11 protein-coding genes and 1 pseudogene are annotated in these 15,113 nt (G+C 71.0%); 7 read left to right on the top strand and 5 right to left on the bottom strand.

What is annotated here, in order from left to right; translation table 11 throughout:
- Positions 1 to 39: 39 nt before the first annotated feature.
- Complete coding sequence (locus ACTWPV_RS32900) at positions 40 to 2,394, bottom strand: ATP-binding protein (RefSeq protein WP_443154758.1); 2,355 nt, start codon at positions 2,392 to 2,394, stop codon at positions 40 to 42.
- Between the two features lie 84 nt (positions 2,395 to 2,478).
- Between ACTWPV_RS32900 and ACTWPV_RS32905 the strand changes: the two genes are divergently transcribed.
- Positions 2,479 to 4,341 (top strand): ABC transporter ATP-binding protein, encoded by a 1,863-nt coding sequence (locus ACTWPV_RS32905; protein WP_443154759.1) that lies wholly within the window; start codon positions 2,479 to 2,481, stop codon positions 4,339 to 4,341.
- Positions 4,342 to 4,560: 219 nt separating this feature from the next.
- Here ACTWPV_RS32905 and ACTWPV_RS32910 read toward each other — a convergent pair whose 3' ends face one another.
- Entirely contained in the window at positions 4,561 to 6,000 is a 1,440-nt protein-coding gene (locus tag ACTWPV_RS32910) for a peptidoglycan D,D-transpeptidase FtsI family protein (protein ID WP_443154760.1), read from the bottom strand.
- Positions 6,001 to 6,036: 36 nt separating this feature from the next.
- The gene (locus ACTWPV_RS32915; RefSeq protein WP_347645237.1) at positions 6,037 to 6,396 is read right to left on the bottom strand and encodes a MerR family transcriptional regulator; all 360 of its coding nucleotides are present in this window, start codon (positions 6,394 to 6,396) and stop codon (positions 6,037 to 6,039) included.
- A 136-nt stretch (positions 6,397 to 6,532) separates the two neighbouring features.
- On the opposite strand from ACTWPV_RS32915, the gene ACTWPV_RS32920 reads away from it, so the two are divergent.
- Positions 6,533 to 7,456, top strand: coding sequence for an aldo/keto reductase (locus tag ACTWPV_RS32920; RefSeq protein ID WP_443154761.1), 924 nt, complete (start codon positions 6,533 to 6,535; stop codon positions 7,454 to 7,456).
- A gap of 41 nt (positions 7,457 to 7,497) precedes the next feature.
- Here ACTWPV_RS32920 and ACTWPV_RS32925 read toward each other — a convergent pair whose 3' ends face one another.
- Positions 7,498 to 8,133: a TetR family transcriptional regulator gene (locus ACTWPV_RS32925; RefSeq protein ID WP_347645240.1), complete on the bottom strand. Its 636-nt coding sequence runs from the start codon at positions 8,131 to 8,133 to the stop codon at positions 7,498 to 7,500.
- 76 nt (positions 8,134 to 8,209) lie between these two features.
- On the opposite strand from ACTWPV_RS32925, the gene ACTWPV_RS32930 reads away from it, so the two are divergent.
- Positions 8,210 to 9,523 carry a GH1 family beta-glucosidase gene (locus tag ACTWPV_RS32930; protein ID WP_443154762.1) on the top strand — a complete coding sequence of 438 codons (1,314 nt, stop codon included), beginning with the start codon at positions 8,210 to 8,212 and terminating at the stop codon, positions 9,521 to 9,523.
- Here ACTWPV_RS32930 and ACTWPV_RS32935 read toward each other — a convergent pair.
- The gene (locus tag ACTWPV_RS32935; RefSeq protein ID WP_347645242.1) at positions 9,505 to 10,401 is read right to left on the bottom strand and encodes a hypothetical protein; all 897 of its coding nucleotides are present in this window, start codon (positions 10,399 to 10,401) and stop codon (positions 9,505 to 9,507) included. The two genes, ACTWPV_RS32930 and ACTWPV_RS32935, sit on opposite strands and share 19 nt — an antisense overlap.
- 105 nt (positions 10,402 to 10,506) lie before the next feature.
- Between ACTWPV_RS32935 and ACTWPV_RS32940 the strand changes: the two genes are divergently transcribed.
- The 4 genes and pseudogenes from ACTWPV_RS32940 (at position 10,507) to ACTWPV_RS32955 (ending at position 14,885) form a co-directional block, all read left to right on the top strand.
- On the top strand, positions 10,507 to 12,975 hold the full coding sequence (locus ACTWPV_RS32940) for a M14 family zinc carboxypeptidase (RefSeq protein WP_443154763.1): 2,469 nt from the start codon (positions 10,507 to 10,509) through the stop codon (positions 12,973 to 12,975).
- Positions 12,972 to 13,031: pseudogene (locus ACTWPV_RS32945) on the top strand (hypothetical protein); the annotation flags it as partial. The gene ACTWPV_RS32940 and the pseudogene ACTWPV_RS32945, both read left to right, overlap by 4 nt.
- Positions 13,032 to 13,115: 84 nt before the next feature.
- Positions 13,116 to 13,328, top strand: coding sequence for a hypothetical protein (locus tag ACTWPV_RS32950; RefSeq protein ID WP_347645245.1), 213 nt, complete (start codon positions 13,116 to 13,118; stop codon positions 13,326 to 13,328).
- Positions 13,329 to 13,451: 123 nt separating this feature from the next.
- On the top strand, positions 13,452 to 14,885 hold the full coding sequence (locus ACTWPV_RS32955; protein ID WP_347645246.1) for an aldehyde dehydrogenase: 1,434 nt from the start codon (positions 13,452 to 13,454) through the stop codon (positions 14,883 to 14,885).
- Positions 14,886 to 15,113: the final 228 nt, after the last annotated feature.

Genomic DNA, 15,113 nt, shown 5'->3' on the forward strand with positions numbered 1-15,113 from the left:
TCGACGATGTAGACGGCCGGCGCGGCCATGTGTAGAAGCTCAACGGCTGCCGATCATCCATGCGGCGATCTGTGTACGCGTGGAGAAGCCCAGCTTCGACAGGATGTTCGCCACGTGACGGGCGGCGGTCGCCGGACTGATGACCAGCTCGTCGGCGATCGCCCGGTTGCTGAGCCCTCTCGCGACCAGCTCGGCGATCTCGCGTTCCCTGGCCGTGAGCCTGCTCTCCTGCACGACCGGGACGAACATCGCCGCCGGCGGATCGGGCCGCGTGCCGTCGAGCGCGCAGGACACCGCCTGGTCGGCCGTCATCTTCGCGCCCTCGGCCCAGAGCACGGCCACCGTCTCGTCGCCGAGGAGCTCCCGCGCGGGGCGCAGGACGTTCTCTGTGCGCGCGTCGGGCTGGCGCCCGCGCAGCGCCACGGAGGCCGCGATCAGCAGCACCCCGAGCCGGTGGTCGCCCTCGGCCGTGACCAGGCTCGCCCACGCCTCCAGCCTTCTGGCGATGCCGCAGCACAGCCCGGCGTCGCGGCTGAGCACCAGCGCCTCGGTGAGTATGGTCCTGGCCGTCGTCAGGTCTCCCTGGTCGAGCGCCACACCGCCGAGCCCGGCCATGCCGCTCACCTTCTGCTGCCTGGCGTCGATGTGCCCGATGAGGCTCAGCGCCGACTCGTAGTGCAGCTTGGCCACGGCGAGGTCGCCCGTCTCCCTGGCCACCTGCCCCAGGCCGATGTGGCCCGACGAGCGCCCGACGTGGTTGTCGAGCTCCTCGTTGATCGCCAGGACCTCGCCGTACGCGCGTCGCGCCTCGCGCAGCCGGCCCTGGCGCAGGGCCGAGGCCGCCCTGGCGCTGTGGGCCAGCGACTCAAGGACGCGGTCGCCTGACTGCCTGGCCGCATCCAGCGCCCGGGCCGGCATGTCCTGGTCGCCGGTCAGCCAGGCCAGCACGATCAGGCCGGCGGCCACGCCGTACGTGTCGTGGGCGGTCGCGCACGCGGCCAGCCCGGCACGGACCCACCGCAGGCCGGGCTCCCTGTCACCCGCCGTCAGGGCCAGCTCGCCGCGCAGGATCGTGGCCTGCCCGCGCAGCGCGGGAGGCACCCGCGGGGCGTCGAGAGCCAGCAGCCGGTCGAGCCGCTCGGCCACGTCGAGCTTGCGCCCGCAGCCGGTCAGCAGGAAGCGCACGTCGGTCAGCATGGTGAGTGCGGCCTCCGGCGCCCCGGTGGAGACCGACCAGTCGCAGGCCGCGGCGACCTCGGCCTTGAGCCCGTCGAACAGGTTGATGTAGCGCTCCACCACCGGCCACGACATGCGCCGCTCCGGCGCCACCGCCCGCCGGAACCCGGCCGCCATCCCTGCCAGCGCCATCAGGTGGCGGTGGCGCAGCTCGGTCTCCTCCCCCGACTCGGCGAGTTGTTCGAGCGCGTATTCGCGAACCGTCTCCAGCAGCCGGTAGCGCGCCTGCCCGGCGATCTCACCGTCGAGCGCCACCAGCGACTTGTCGACCAGGTCGCACAACCGGGGCAGCACCTCCTCCTCGGGCAGGCCGGGACCGGAACAGACGCGTTCGGCCAGGTCGAGCGTCCACCCGGCGCGGAAAACGGTCGTACGGCGCAGCAGCACCCGTTCCTGCGGGCTGAGCAGCCGGTAGCTCCAGTCGACCGCCGCCCTGAGCGTCCTGTGCCGGGCGGGAGCCGTCCGCGGGCCGCCCGCGAGCAGCCGGAACCGGTCGTCGACCCGCTCCACGAGCTGGCGTACGGACAGCACCCTGACCATGGCGGCGGCCAGCTCGATCGCCAGCGGCAGCCCGTCGAGGGCCCGGCACAACGTCACGACCTGCGGCAACGTGTCGGCGGTCAGCTCGAAGCCGGGCCTGGCGGCGGCCGCCCTGGCCGCGAACAGGCGTACGGCCTCACTGCCCTCGCCGTCGATCGACAGCGGCGGCACCCGCCAGACCGTCTCCCCAGGGACGCGCAGCGGCTCCCTGCTGGTGGCCAGGATGGTGAGCCCGGGACATGAGCCGAGGAGGTCGCGGCAGAGCTCGGCGCACTCGCCGATCACCGGCTCGCAGTTGTCGAGCAGCAGCAGCACGCGCCGGCCACCGATCAGCGTGCCAGGGTCGCCCGCGAGGCCCAGCGACGCCGCCACCTGCGCTCTGACCTCGCCCTCTCCCAGGTCGGCCAGCTCGACCAACCGCACGCCGCACGCGTGGACGGGGGCGACCCGCGCCGCGAGCCGCAGCGCCAGCCGGGTCTTGCCGATGCCGCCCGCCCCGCACAGCGTCACCGCCCGCGAAACGCGCATCAGCTGGACCAGCTCGTCCACGTCGGACTCCCGGCCCACGAACGTGTTCGACTCGGCCGGCAGGTTGGTGAGATCAGCGAATCGCAGCATCACTGTGAGTGTGACACCAACTACGTCCCGCGCCCACAGTCGAGTTCATGAGAAGTATGGCTGTCCGCGGGCACAATCTTGACTATGGCCGACGAGCCGCTGGAACTCGGGGAGATCTCCTTCTCCGACTGGCACGCCCACACCGACAAGATGGCGGAGGTCGGCTTCCTGACCATCGCCAGGCGCCTGCCCTCCCTCGTGGACGAGGCGCTGCGCATGGCCTGGCGCGCCAGCCCCCGCGACACCGTGGCGACCGTCACGCTCAACCTGCTGGGCGGCGTCTTCACCGCGTTCGGCCTGCTGGCCACGACCGGCGTGCTGACGGCGCTCTTCAGCGAGGGTCCGACCCCCGACCGCGTGATGGCCGCGCTGCCCGGCCTCGTCCTCGTCGGCGCGGCGGCCGTGCTGCGCACGACGACGCAGGCAGGCGCCGGCTGGGCCCAGTCGCGCCTGAACCCCCAGGTCAGCCGCCTCACCGAGGAACGGCTCTACGGCCTGACCAGCCGGGTCGACCTGGTGGCCTACGACGACCCCGACTTTCACGACGCCCTGCAGCGGGCCAGGCTGCGCGGCGTGGCCATGACCGACGCGGTGGTGTCCTCGGCCATCAACGTGGTGACGGCCGCCGTCGGCATCGCCGCCGTGGCGGGCGTGCTGGGCGTGCTGCACCCGGTGTTACTGCCGCTCCTGCTGCTCGCCGTGGTGCCCGACGCCTGGGCCGCGGTGCGCAGCGCCAGGATGCGGTACAGCACCCTCTACTCCCTCGTCCCCGCCGCCCGCCGCAAGTGGATCATCGCTGAGCTGCTGGCCGAGCGGGGGCCCGCGGCGGAGGTGCGCTCGTTCACGATGCGCGGTTTCCTGCTGCGCATGTACGACGCCGTGGCCACGGCCGAGCAGGACGTCATGCTCCGGCTGGCCCGGCGGCAGACCATGGCCCGGCTGGCCGGGGAGGCCCTCGGCGGCCTCGGCGCCGCGCTGGTCTACGTCGCCCTCGGCATCCTGCTGGCCGTGGCCGCGATCCCGCTGGCGGTCGCGGGCACCGCGGTGCTCGCCATCCGCTCCGGCCAGACCTCGCTGGGCAATCTCATGTACGCCACCAACCAGCTCTACGAGGAGGGCCTCTACTTCACCGACTTCCTGGACTTCTGCGCGCAGGCGGAAGGCCGCGTGTCCGGCGAGCGCCGCGCTCCGATGCCGCCGGCCTTCGAGCGCATCGTGGCCGACAAGGTCACCTTCACCTACCCAGGGGCTGAGGAACCGGCCCTGCGCGAGGTGTCCGTCGAGATCAAACAGGGCGAGATCGTCGCCTTCGTCGGCGAGAACGGCTCCGGCAAGACCACCCTCGCCAAGATCCTGTCCGGCCTGTACGAACCCGGCACGGGCACCGTCCTGTGGGACGACACCGACCTGCGCCAGGTCGACCCCGACGAGCTCCGCACCCGCACCGCCGTCATCGCCCAGGACCACACCCGCTGGCCCCTGGCCGCGCGCTACAACATCACCATGGGCACCGGCAAAGGCGAGCGGGCCCTGCACGAAGCCGCCGCCGTCGCCGGCGCCGACGAGGTCATCGCCCGCCTGCCCCACGGCTACCACACCCTGCTCGACCGCCGCTTCAAGGACGGCTGCGAACTGTCCGGCGGCCAATGGCAGCGCATCGCCGTCGCCCGCGGCTTCCACCGCGACGCCGCCCTGCTCATCTGCGACGAACCCACCGCCGCCCTCGACGCCCGTGCCGAGCACGCCCTCTTCGAACGCATCCGCACCCACGCGGACGGCCGCACCGTCCTGCTCATCACCCACCGCCTGGCCAGCGTCCGCTACGCCGACCGCATCTACGTCCTCGACCGCGGCACGGTCACCGAGCACGGCGACCACGACACCCTCATGTCACTCAACGGCCTCTACGCCGACCTCTACACCCTGCAGGCCGCCGCCTACCGCTGACCCGGGTCGGCTGCTTCCTTCGCGCGCCGACCGGAGTGTCACCTGCTGTGGCGGATCGCCGCCCGTACGGCGGTGTAGATGACGACCCAGAGAGCCGCGAAGGGGATGAGGAAGACGAAGATGAGCTCGTATATACCGATGTTAGGCATGCCCCGCAACGTAAGGAGCCGTGATAGACGAGCGCTTGCCGATCACTTGCACCGGAGCCGGGCGGTGCCGTCACGCCAGGGCCGCCTCGATCACCGCTCGCGCCACGTCGCCCACCGCGCCCGCCCGGTGGCCGGGGTTCTCCAGCACCACCCCCACCGCCACCTCGGGCGCGTCCGCCGGCGCGAACGCCGTCACCAGCGCGTGATCGCCGGCGACCATGCCCTTCTCGGAGGTGTCGGACTTGGCGGCGACCTCCACCCCGGGGATGGCCGCCGGGCCGCCCGCGTGCGTGACCGTCGTCATCATCGCCGCGAGGTAGCGCGCCAGCACGGGCGACAGGGCCGTGCGGTAGGGCGCGGGATTGGCCCGGCCGATCACCGAGCCGTCCGCCAGCCGCTGCTCCTCCACCAGGTACGGCCGCATCAGCACCCCGTTGTTGGCCACGGCCGCCGACAGCATGGCCAGCATCAGCGGCGTCACCCGGTCGTCGTGGCGGCCGATCGCGGACAGCGCGGTCCGCGCCCGGTCCATGGCGACCGGATAGCGGCTCGGCGTCGTGCCCAGCGGGATCGTCAGACCCGTCGCGTTGAACCCGAAGGCCTCGGCCTGGTCCCGCAGCAGGTCCTGCCCGAGCTGGAGCCCGATGCCGGCGAACGCGGTGTCGCACGACGCCATGAACGCGTACGCGAGCGTCGGCCGTTCCTGCGCGCAGCGCTCGCCGTTGTCCACGTACATGGGGGTGCCGGGCAGGCGCAGGCGGGCAGGCGCGTCCACCACGGTCGACGGGGTGTACTCGCCGGAGGCCAGCGCCGCCGCCGTGGTGACCAGCTTGAACGTGGACCCGGGCGGATACAGCCGGTGCAGCGCCCTGTTCGTCATCGGCCGCGACGGAGCGTCGCGGAACCGCCTGGCCATCTCGGCGAGCCGGTCAGGGTCGAAGGTGGTCAGGGCGTTCGGATCGTAGCTCGGGTAGCTGGCCAGCGCCAGGATCGCCCCCGTCGCCGGGCTGATGGCCACCGCCGCGCCCGGTACCCCGGTCGCCTTGAGACTCTGGTAGGCCGCCCACTGCGCCCGCTCGCTGATCGTCAGCCGGACGTCGGCCCCTTCCACGACACCGTCCCTGACCAGCGACTGCACCCTCACCTTGGCGTCGTCGCCGGACAGCACCGCGTCCTGCGCGCGTTCGATGCCGGTCGAGCCCGACAGCGAGACGTGCCCGGTGACGGGCGCGTAGACGGCGCCGTGCCGGTAGACCCGCCGGTAGAGGTACGGACCGTGGCCGGTCGGGCGGCTGACGGCGACGGGCGTGCGCTCGTAGGTGAGGATGTCGCCGCGCGGGCGTTCGAACCTGGCGATCAGGGGCCGCTCGTTCCTGGGGTCGGCGTTGAGCGTGTGCGAGCCGAACGCCTGGACGAGCGTCAGGTGCGCCAGCACCACGAACAGCATGGCCGCGCACGACCTGGCGACGCGGCGGAGCGGGATGTCGATCCGCCGCGCCCACGATGCCATGCCTTTCGGTTTACCAACCGGGGCGCAAAGGCCTGGCTAGATGAGGCTGCGGTAGTAGGAAATCTTGTTCCGGATGTAGCTCTGCCGCTCGCCGAGGTTCGCGATCTGCGCCCGCACCTGGTCGTCGTGCTCCTCCAGGAGCTTGATGCGGTCGGGGATCGTGTGGTCGCCCGCGCGCACGAGCTCGGCGAAGCGGAGCATCTGGGCGATGGGCATGCCCGTGTCGCGCAGGCAGCGCAGCGTGCCCAGCCAGCCGATGTCCTCCTGGCTGAACCGGCGCTGCCCGGCCGCGTTCCTGTCGACGCGCTCGAGCAGGCCGATCTTCTCGTAATAGCGCAGGGTGTCGATGCTGAACCCGGTTTCCTGCACGACCTCGGCGGGTGTGTACACGCTCATGTGCCCTCCTCCGCCGGCCGTGTTCGTTCGTGACGCTGCTCCACGCGTCCAAGCATTCCACCTGGAGCGCACTCCAGGTCAACCGGTCCGGGCAGGGCTTGACACGGAGTGCACTCCAGCTCTCAGAGTCAGCCCCATGAACATCGCCATCGGCACGATTCCGTTCGGCACGACCGTCAACCTGCGGGACACCTTCGCCCTTCTCGACCGGTTCCACGAGGCCGGCGGCACCATGCTCGACACGGCCAACAACTACCCGTTCTGGGTGGAGGGCCGCACGGGCGACGAGAGCGAGCTGGCCATCGGCAAGTGGCTGGCCGCGCGGGGCAACCGCGACGAGATCTTCATCAGTACGAAGGCCGGCGCCCGGCCCACCGTCCCCGGCGACACCACCCTCGACTCGGCCGAGGGCCTGTCCGCCCCGGTCATCGCCAGGGCCGCGGAAGGCAGCCTCAGCAGGCTCGGAACCGATCACATCGACCTCTACTGGTCGCACATCGAGGACCGCTCCGTCCCGCTGGAGGAGACCCTGGGGGCGTTCGACGAGCTGGCCCGGCAGGGCAAGATCCGCGCCGCGGGGGCGAGCAACATCGCGACCTGGCGGCTTGAGCGGGCGAGGAGCGTCTCCGCCGCGAACGGCTGGATCGCCTACACCCACGTGCAGCTCCGCCACACGTACCTGCGGCCCCGGCCGCTCACCAGGCCGGCGGAGACGGGGCACACGCTGGCCTCCGACGAGACCTTCGACTACCTGGCCGCCGAGCCGGACATGACGTTGTGGGCGTACAACACGCTGATGTTCGGCGCGTACACGCGAGCCGACCGTCCCATTTCCGAAATATACGATCATTCGGGCACTACCCGGCGACTGGCCGTGCTCCACGAGGTCGCCAAGGAGCTGGGCGCGACCCCGAACCAGGTCGTCCTCGCCTGGCTGATGGCCGGCGGCGTCGTCCCCATCGTCGGTGTCTCGACGATGGACCAGCTCGAGGAGGCCATCGGCGCCGCCGACCTCAAGCTGGACCAGGACCTCCGCGCCCGCCTGGACGCCCCCGCCTGACCTGGCGCTCCCGGTCCCCGCGGCGAGGCGGCCGGGGGAGGCTAGGGGAGGTGGTCGGCGAGGTAGCGGCGGACGAGTTGCTTGCACTCGACGATCAGCCTCGCGTCGCCGTGGGGATCGGTCCTGAAGGCCAGTTTGAGCACTGCGTCCGTGGCCTCGACCGCCACCAGCAGCGCCCGGTCCAGGCCGGGGCCGACGGGCGCGTCCAGAAGTTCGAGGGTGAGCCTGCGCAGCCGGTCGGCCACCACCGCGTTGTTCTCGTGGGCGCCGTCGAGCGCCTGCTTGCTCCCCGCCACCGGCCCGCCGGCGGTGACCAGCACCTCGCCGAAGTCCATCACCGAGAACCCGGGAGTCGTGCGCTTCATGTCGACGAACTCGTCCACGGCCAGGTCGACGAGATCGGTCCAGTGCGACAGGTCGGCCGTCGCGACGCGTTCGGTGACGCGCCCGAGGAACGCCTCCAGGTTGCGCCTGGCCAGCGCCCGCACCAGGCCCTGCTTGTCGCGGAAGAACTGGTAGAAGGTACCGATCGGCACCTCGGCCCGGCGGGCGACCTCCTTCGTGGTCAGCGCGTCGTAGCCGACCTCGTCGAGCAGGAGCGCGCACTCGTCGAGCATCCGTTCCACCCGTTCCACGCTGCGGCGCTGGGCGGGACGGCGGCGCAAGGTACTCGTCATGGTCACCATCCTGTCCTATTACCGGCAGGAAAGGTCCATTACCGTGGCTCGATAACGTGAGCGAGGAGAGCCTGGAATGTTCCTGTGGGGCACGGCCACCGCGGCCTACCAGATCGAGGGCGCCGTCCACGAGGACGGCAGGGGTGTCTCCGTCTGGGACACGTTCGCGCACGAGCCGGGGCGGACGCGCGACGGCCACACCGGCGACGTGGCGTGCGACCACTACCACCGCTGGCGCGAGGACGTCGCGCTCATGTCGGGCGTGGGGCTGAACGCCTACCGGTTCTCGATCGCCTGGCCGCGCGTGCAACCCGCGGGCTCGGGCGCGGTGAACGAGAAAGGGCTCGACTTCTACGACCGGCTCGTGGACGCCCTGCTGGCGGCGGGCATCCAGCCCGTGCCGACGCTGTTCCACTGGGATCTCCCCCAGGCGCTGCAGGACCGCGGCGGGTGGATGAGCCGCGGGACGGCCGAGCGCTTCGCCGAGTACGCAGAGATCGCCGCCCGCCGCCTGGCCGACCGGGTCCCGCTCTGGATCACCCTGAACGAGCCGTTCGTGCACATGGCCTTCGGCTACGCCATGGGCGTGCACGCCCCCGGCCTGGCCCTCATGACGGACGCGCTGCCCGCCGCCCACCACCAGCTGCTCGGCCACGGCCTGGCCGTACGGGCGCTGCGCGCGGCCGGAGCCCGGCAGGTGGCGCTCACCAACAACTGCACCCCGGTCAGGGCGGCGTCGGCGGACGAGGCCGACGTCAAGGCCGCCGAGGCGTACGACGCCCTGCACAACCGCCTGTTCAACGACCCCGTGCTTCTCGGTGAATATCCAGACCTGTCGGCCTACACCGCCTCCCTCGACTTCGTCCAGGACGGCGACCTGGAGACCATCGCCGCACCCCTGGACGCCCTCGGGATCAACTACTACCACCCGACCCGCATCGCCGCCCCCACGGCGGAAGGGCTGCCGTTCACCGACGCGGGCGTCACCGGCCATCCGACCACGGCCTTCGGCTGGCCGGTCGTCCCCGACGGCCTGCGCGAGCTGCTCACGGGCCTCGAAGCCCGGTACGGCGCCGCCCTCCCCCCGATCGTCGTCACGGAGAACGGCTGCTCGCAGGACGACGTCCTGACCGGGCGCGGCACGATCGAGGACGGCGGGCGCATCGCCTTCCTGCGGGACCACATCGAGGCGATGCGGCGGGCCATGGCCGAGGGCGTCGACGTGCGCGGCTACTTCGTCTGGTCGCTGCTGGACAACTTCGAGTGGGCCGAGGGCTACCACCAGCGCTTCGGCCTCGTCCACGTGGACTTCGCGACGCAGCGCCGCACCCCGAAGGCGTCGTACGCGTGGCTGAAGGAGTTTCTCGCGGGTCAGAACACCGACACGTGAACGTGGTCGTAGTGGTTGGCCGTCGCCCCGCCCCGGTTGGACATCGGGTCCCAGCCGCCGCCCGAGCGGATGTCGTAGTAGCGCTGCTTCCAGATGATGTACATCACGCCGAGCCTGGCGCCGTTCTTGATGAGCCACGCGGCGAGGGCGTCGCCGTTGGCCGCGTCGGCGCCGGAGGCCACGGTGCCGCCTCTGGACATCATGAAGTCGCAGGCCCGGCCCTTGCCGTGTTCGCCGGGATCGCCGGGGCGCAGGCAGCCGACGCCGTACTTCATGGGGAAGTTCTGCATGATCTCCGCGCGGACCGAGACCATGCGCTGCGTCAGGCCCTCTGACCCGCCGGGCTGCTGGAAGCCGTATTTGGCGAGCAGGCGCTGGATGTCGCGCCGCCTGGACTGCATGGCCTTGATCTCCTTGCGGAGCTTCTCGATCTTGTCGTTGGCCTTGAGCTTCGCCTCTTTGTGCTTCTTGATCAGCCTCTGGATGCTCCTGACCCGCTCGGTGCGCTCGTTGGCCATGTAGCCCATGTTGGCGGCCTGGCCGAGGATCTTGTACGGGTCCTCGTTGGGCGCGATCAGCCGGAAGTTGTCGAGCGGGCCCATGATGTAGGCGCTCTGCGCGATCCGGCCCACTTCGGCCTGGGCGGCCTTGAGCTTGGCCGCAAGATCGCTGGACGTGTTGGTGGCCCGCTTCGCCTGGATCCTGATCTCCTCCAGGATCTGGATCTGGCCGCGGTACTGCTCGCTGAGCCGGGCCGCCTGTTTGGTGAGTTTGCGCAGCTCGGCGGGTGAGGGATCGGCTGCGGCCGGTTGTCCGGGCTGGAGGCCGAGCAGCCCGGCGAGGACGGTGACAAGAACGGCGAAGCGCCAGATCCTCACACCCGTCCCCTCCCCTCATAGACGGACCGAAACTATAGAAGATGATCTTGATCTCTGTCATCCGAACGACCGAACTGCCACACCTTTGACGATGTTTCGCGGCTTTTGTCCAACTGCGAGCTGACCGCTGCCGAGGACGACCTCGGCACGCTGGAGAAGCTCGGCCACGAACCCGCACCCGTACGCAACGAGCAGGGCCAGAGCCAGCTCGAGGCCGCCAGGGCACAGGCGGCCGGCGGCTACACCGTCTACCGGTCCTACTCCGAGCCCGGCGGCATCGCCGACCAGCTCAGGGACATCGCCAGGGCCAACCGGGACATCGTGAAGCTCCAATCCATCGGCAAGACGCTCAAGGGCCAGGACATCCTGGCCGCCAAGGTGACCGCGGGCGCCCGGCTGCTGCCCGACGGCGTCAAGCCCTCGACCCTCTTCTCGGCCACGCAGCACGCCCGCGAGTGGATCGCCACCGAGGTCGACATGCGGCTGCTGAAGCACGTCATCGCCAACAAGCGCGCCCTCAGGGACCTGCTCAACAGGACCGAGCTGTGGTTCGTGCCGGTGGCCAACCCCGACGGCTACGACTTCACGTTCGCCGAGGGCAACCGCCTGTGGCGCAAGAACCTGCGCGACAACAACGGCGACGGCCGGATCACCGGCGCCGACGGCGTCGACATCAACCGGAACTTCCCCACGAACTTCCACTACGACGAGGAAGGCTCGTCGAGCATCCCCAGCAGCGAGACCTACCGCGGCACGGGCCCGGCCAGCGAGCCCGAAACCAGGGCCATGGACGGCCTGCTCCGGCGGGTCAGGTTCGAGATGCAGCTCAACTACCACTCGTACGGCCCGCTGCTGCTCTACCCGATCGGCGTGCAGATCGCCACGGAGACGGCCGACAACCCGATCTACGAGGCGCTGACGGGCGACGACGCCAAGCCCGCCATCCCCGGCTTCGACCCCGACCTCGGCGCCGAGCTGTACACCACCAACGGCGACACCAACGACCAGGCGCACTTCCGCTACGGCACGCTGTCGTGGACGCCCGAGCTCAACGAGGGCTGCGACGGCTGCGGCTTCGTCTTCCCCGACGACGAGGCGCTGGTGCAGGCGGAGTTCGAGAAGGGCCTGCCGTTCGCGCTCGACGTGGCGAGGTCCGCGGTCGACCCGGTCGAGCCGGTCAGCCATCTGGGCAACAGGACGCCCGACTTCGTGCTCGACCCGTTCGAGGTCAGCCACGGCAGGAACCAGGTCGTCCAGGTCAACGCCAAGCGCAGGCTGGGCCCGGTCTTCCTGAACTACCAGGTCAACGGCGGCCGTACCCGGATCGCCCCGACCCACGAATGGAAGGGCGGCGAGCGCTACGGCGACGGCTACGACCGCTACTACCACCGGCTGCGCGGCAAGATCGCCGGGACGAGGCCGGGCGACAAGGTGAAGGTCTGGTTCACCTCGATCGGCAGGAAGAGCGACGGCTTCACCTACACCGTCGCCGACGACATCGGCGGCAAGGTGCTCGTGCTGGCCGCCGAGGACGTCACCGGCATCAGCCCTGACCAGGAGGGCACGGAGGCGAAGTACGCCGGCGAGTACGCCGCGGCGCTGAGCGCGGCCGGCTACTCCTCCGACGTGTACGACCTGGACCGGATGGGCCGCAAGGCCCCGCACCCGCTCGGCGTGCTCAGCCACTACAAGGCGGTCGTCTGGGAGACCGGCGACGACGTGATCCCGCGCTCCGAGGGCCAGGTGCCCGGCACCACGTCCAAGGCCGGCGTGGACACCGAGCTGGCGGTCCGCGACTACCTGAACGAGGGCGGCAAGCTGCTGCACGCGGGCAGGTACGCGTCGTACGCGGCCAACGGCAACGGCCTGTACTTCTACGAGCCGGACCAGCCCGAGAACCCCGAGTGCACGGAACCCGGCGACCCGCCCTGCATCCCGGTGTTCAACGACTTCCAGCAGTACTGGCTAGGCGCCCACGTCTATTTCGACGACGGGGGCACCGACCAGGGCACCGGTCAGCCGTTCGCGCTGAGGGGCGCCTCCGGCGCGTTCGAGGGCTTCGAGGCGACCCTGGAGCCCGGCCACACCAACGCGTTCGTGGCGACCTCGGCGATCCTGCCCGCCGACCGGTTCCCGCGCTTCGCGAGCTCGGCTCCGGTCAAGTGGGCCAGGCCCGGCGGCCCGTTCGACCCGCACTCGGGCTCCTGGGACGTCTACAGCGGCATCGCCGACGTGTCGTGGAAGCGGCTGACCAGGACCGTCGACCTGACCGGCAAGAGCGGCGGGGAGTTGTCGTTCTGGACGTCGTACGACACCGAGAGCGCCTGGGACTTCCTGGCGGTGGAGGCCAGGACGGCGGGCGGCGACGACTGGACCACGCTGCCGGACACGAACGGCACACCTCCCAGGACACCGGCGACAGCTGCGACGCCGGGAACAGCGGCGGCTGGCGCACGATCCACCCGTTCACGCAGCGCTACCAGAGCGCCTCCTGCGAGCCGGCCGGGACGTCCGGCGCGTGGCACGCGGCCTCCGGCAACTCGGGCGGCTGGCAGCAGTGGACGATCGACCTGACCCCGTACGCGGGCAAGCGGGTCGAGCTCTCCATCTCGTACGTCACCGACTGGGCCACCCAGGGCGCGGGCGTCTTCCTCGACGACTTCGCGCTCACGCTGGACGGCACGGTCGCCGAGGAGACCTCGTTCGAGGCGGACATGGGCGGCTGGAGCGCCGGTGACCCGCCCGAGGGCTCGGCGCCGTCGACCAACAACTGGTTCCGTACGGACCAGCTCTTCGAGGAGGGGGGCGGAGTCGTCACCAAGGACACCGTCTACCTGGGCTTCGGCGTCGAGAGCGTGACCGGCCAGGACGCGCGTACGGACCTGGTCGGACGGTCGATGCGGCACCTGATCGGCGATCCTCGCTGACCCCGGCGGAGGGGTGCGGCGCACCGGCCGCGCCCCTCTTGCGTGCGCGTCCAGAACATGGTTCGGTCACCTTGAGGCATCCCCAGGGCAAGCAAGCATTCGGTCAAGCAGGAGGCTCACGACATGCGCCAGCACGACAAGCTGTTCATCGGGGGCGAATGGGTGGCCCCGGCGGGCGACGCGACGATAGACGTCATCTCCCCGCACACCGAGGAGGTCGTCGGCCGGGTGCCCGACGGCACGCCCGAGGACGTGGAGCGCGCGGTCGCCGCCGCCAGGCAGGCGTTCGACCACGGACCCTGGCCCCGGATGACCTTCGCCGAGCGGGCCGAGGTGATCGGCAGGCTGGCCGCGATCTACAACGAGCGGCAGGGCGAGATGGCCCGGCTCATCACGGAGGAGATGGGCTCGCCCATCACCTTCTCCAACCTCGCGCAGGCGCCCCAGCCGCTCGGCATGCTGCAGTTCTACGCCGAGCTCGGCAAGACGTTCCAGCAGGAGGAAGAGCGGCCAGGGCTGTTCGGCCCGCTCACCGTGCGCAGGGAGCCCGTGGGCGTCGTGGCGGCCGTGGTGCCGTGGAACGTGCCGCAGTTCGTCACGATGACGAAGCTCGCGCCCGCGCTGCTGGCCGGCTGCACGGTCGTGCTCAAACCGGCGCCGGAGACGCCGCTGGACGCGTACCTGCTGGCCGAGTGGGCGGTCGAGGCGGGACTGCCCGCGGGCGTGCTCAACATCGTGCCCGCGGGCCGCGAGACGGGCGAGCACCTGGTCTCGCACGCGGGCGTCGACAAGGTGGCCTTCACCGGCTCGACGGCGGCCGGCCGACGCATCGCGGCCATCTGCGGCGAGCAGCTCAAACGGGTCAGCCTGGAGCTGGGCGGCAAGTCCGCCGCCATCATCCTCGACGACGCCGACCTCGCCGCCGGCATGGGCTTCCTGTCCATGGCCAGCCTCATGAACAACGGCCAGGCGTGCGTGGCCCAGACCCGCATCCTGGCCTCGCGCAACCGTTACGACGAGGTGGTGGACGCCATCGCGAGCATGGTCGGCTCCCAGCCCGTCGGCGACCCCGCCGACCCGGCGACCGGCATCGGCCCGCTGGTGGCCAGGCGGCAGCAGGAACGCGTCGAGGGCTACATCAGGATCGGCATGGAGGAAGGCGCCAAGGTCGTGGTCGGCGGCCTGGAGCGGCCGTACGACCGGGGCTGGTACGTCGCGCCCACCGTCTTCGCCGGCGTCTCCAACGACATGCGCATCGCCCGCGAGGAGATCTTCGGCCCGGTCCTGGCCGTGATCCCGTACGACGACGAGGCCGACGCCGTCCGCATCGCCAACGACAGCGACTACGGCCTGGCCGGCACGGTGTGGACGGCCGACACCGACCACGGCATGGAGGTGGCCCGCCAGGTCCGCACCGGGACGTACGGCGTCAACTGCTACATGCTGGAGACCAACGCGCCCTTCGGCGGCTACAAGGCCAGCGGCATCGGCCGCGAACTCGGCCCGGAGGGGCTCAACGGCTATCTGGAGTACAAGACCATCGCCCGGCTCGGCTGACCGGGCGGAAGGAGGGCCCCGCGGCCGGCCGCGGGGCCCTCGTCGTACGGGATGTGCACCCAGCGCGCCCCCGCAACGCTAGGTGCAGATCCCGCCACTCACAGTGCATACCCCACTCCCCGCGGTGTTCCACCCGATGGAGGCACTGAAAGTGCGGATCGCCTTACCCATGGTGATCCGCCGGCGGCGAGCCACGGTGGGCGACCGCCTGACTACTGAAGTATGTCC

Origin of the sequence: Nonomuraea sp. KM88 (genome assembly GCF_052245635.1) — a bacterium.
Classification (GTDB): domain Bacteria; phylum Actinomycetota; class Actinomycetes; order Streptosporangiales; family Streptosporangiaceae; genus Nonomuraea.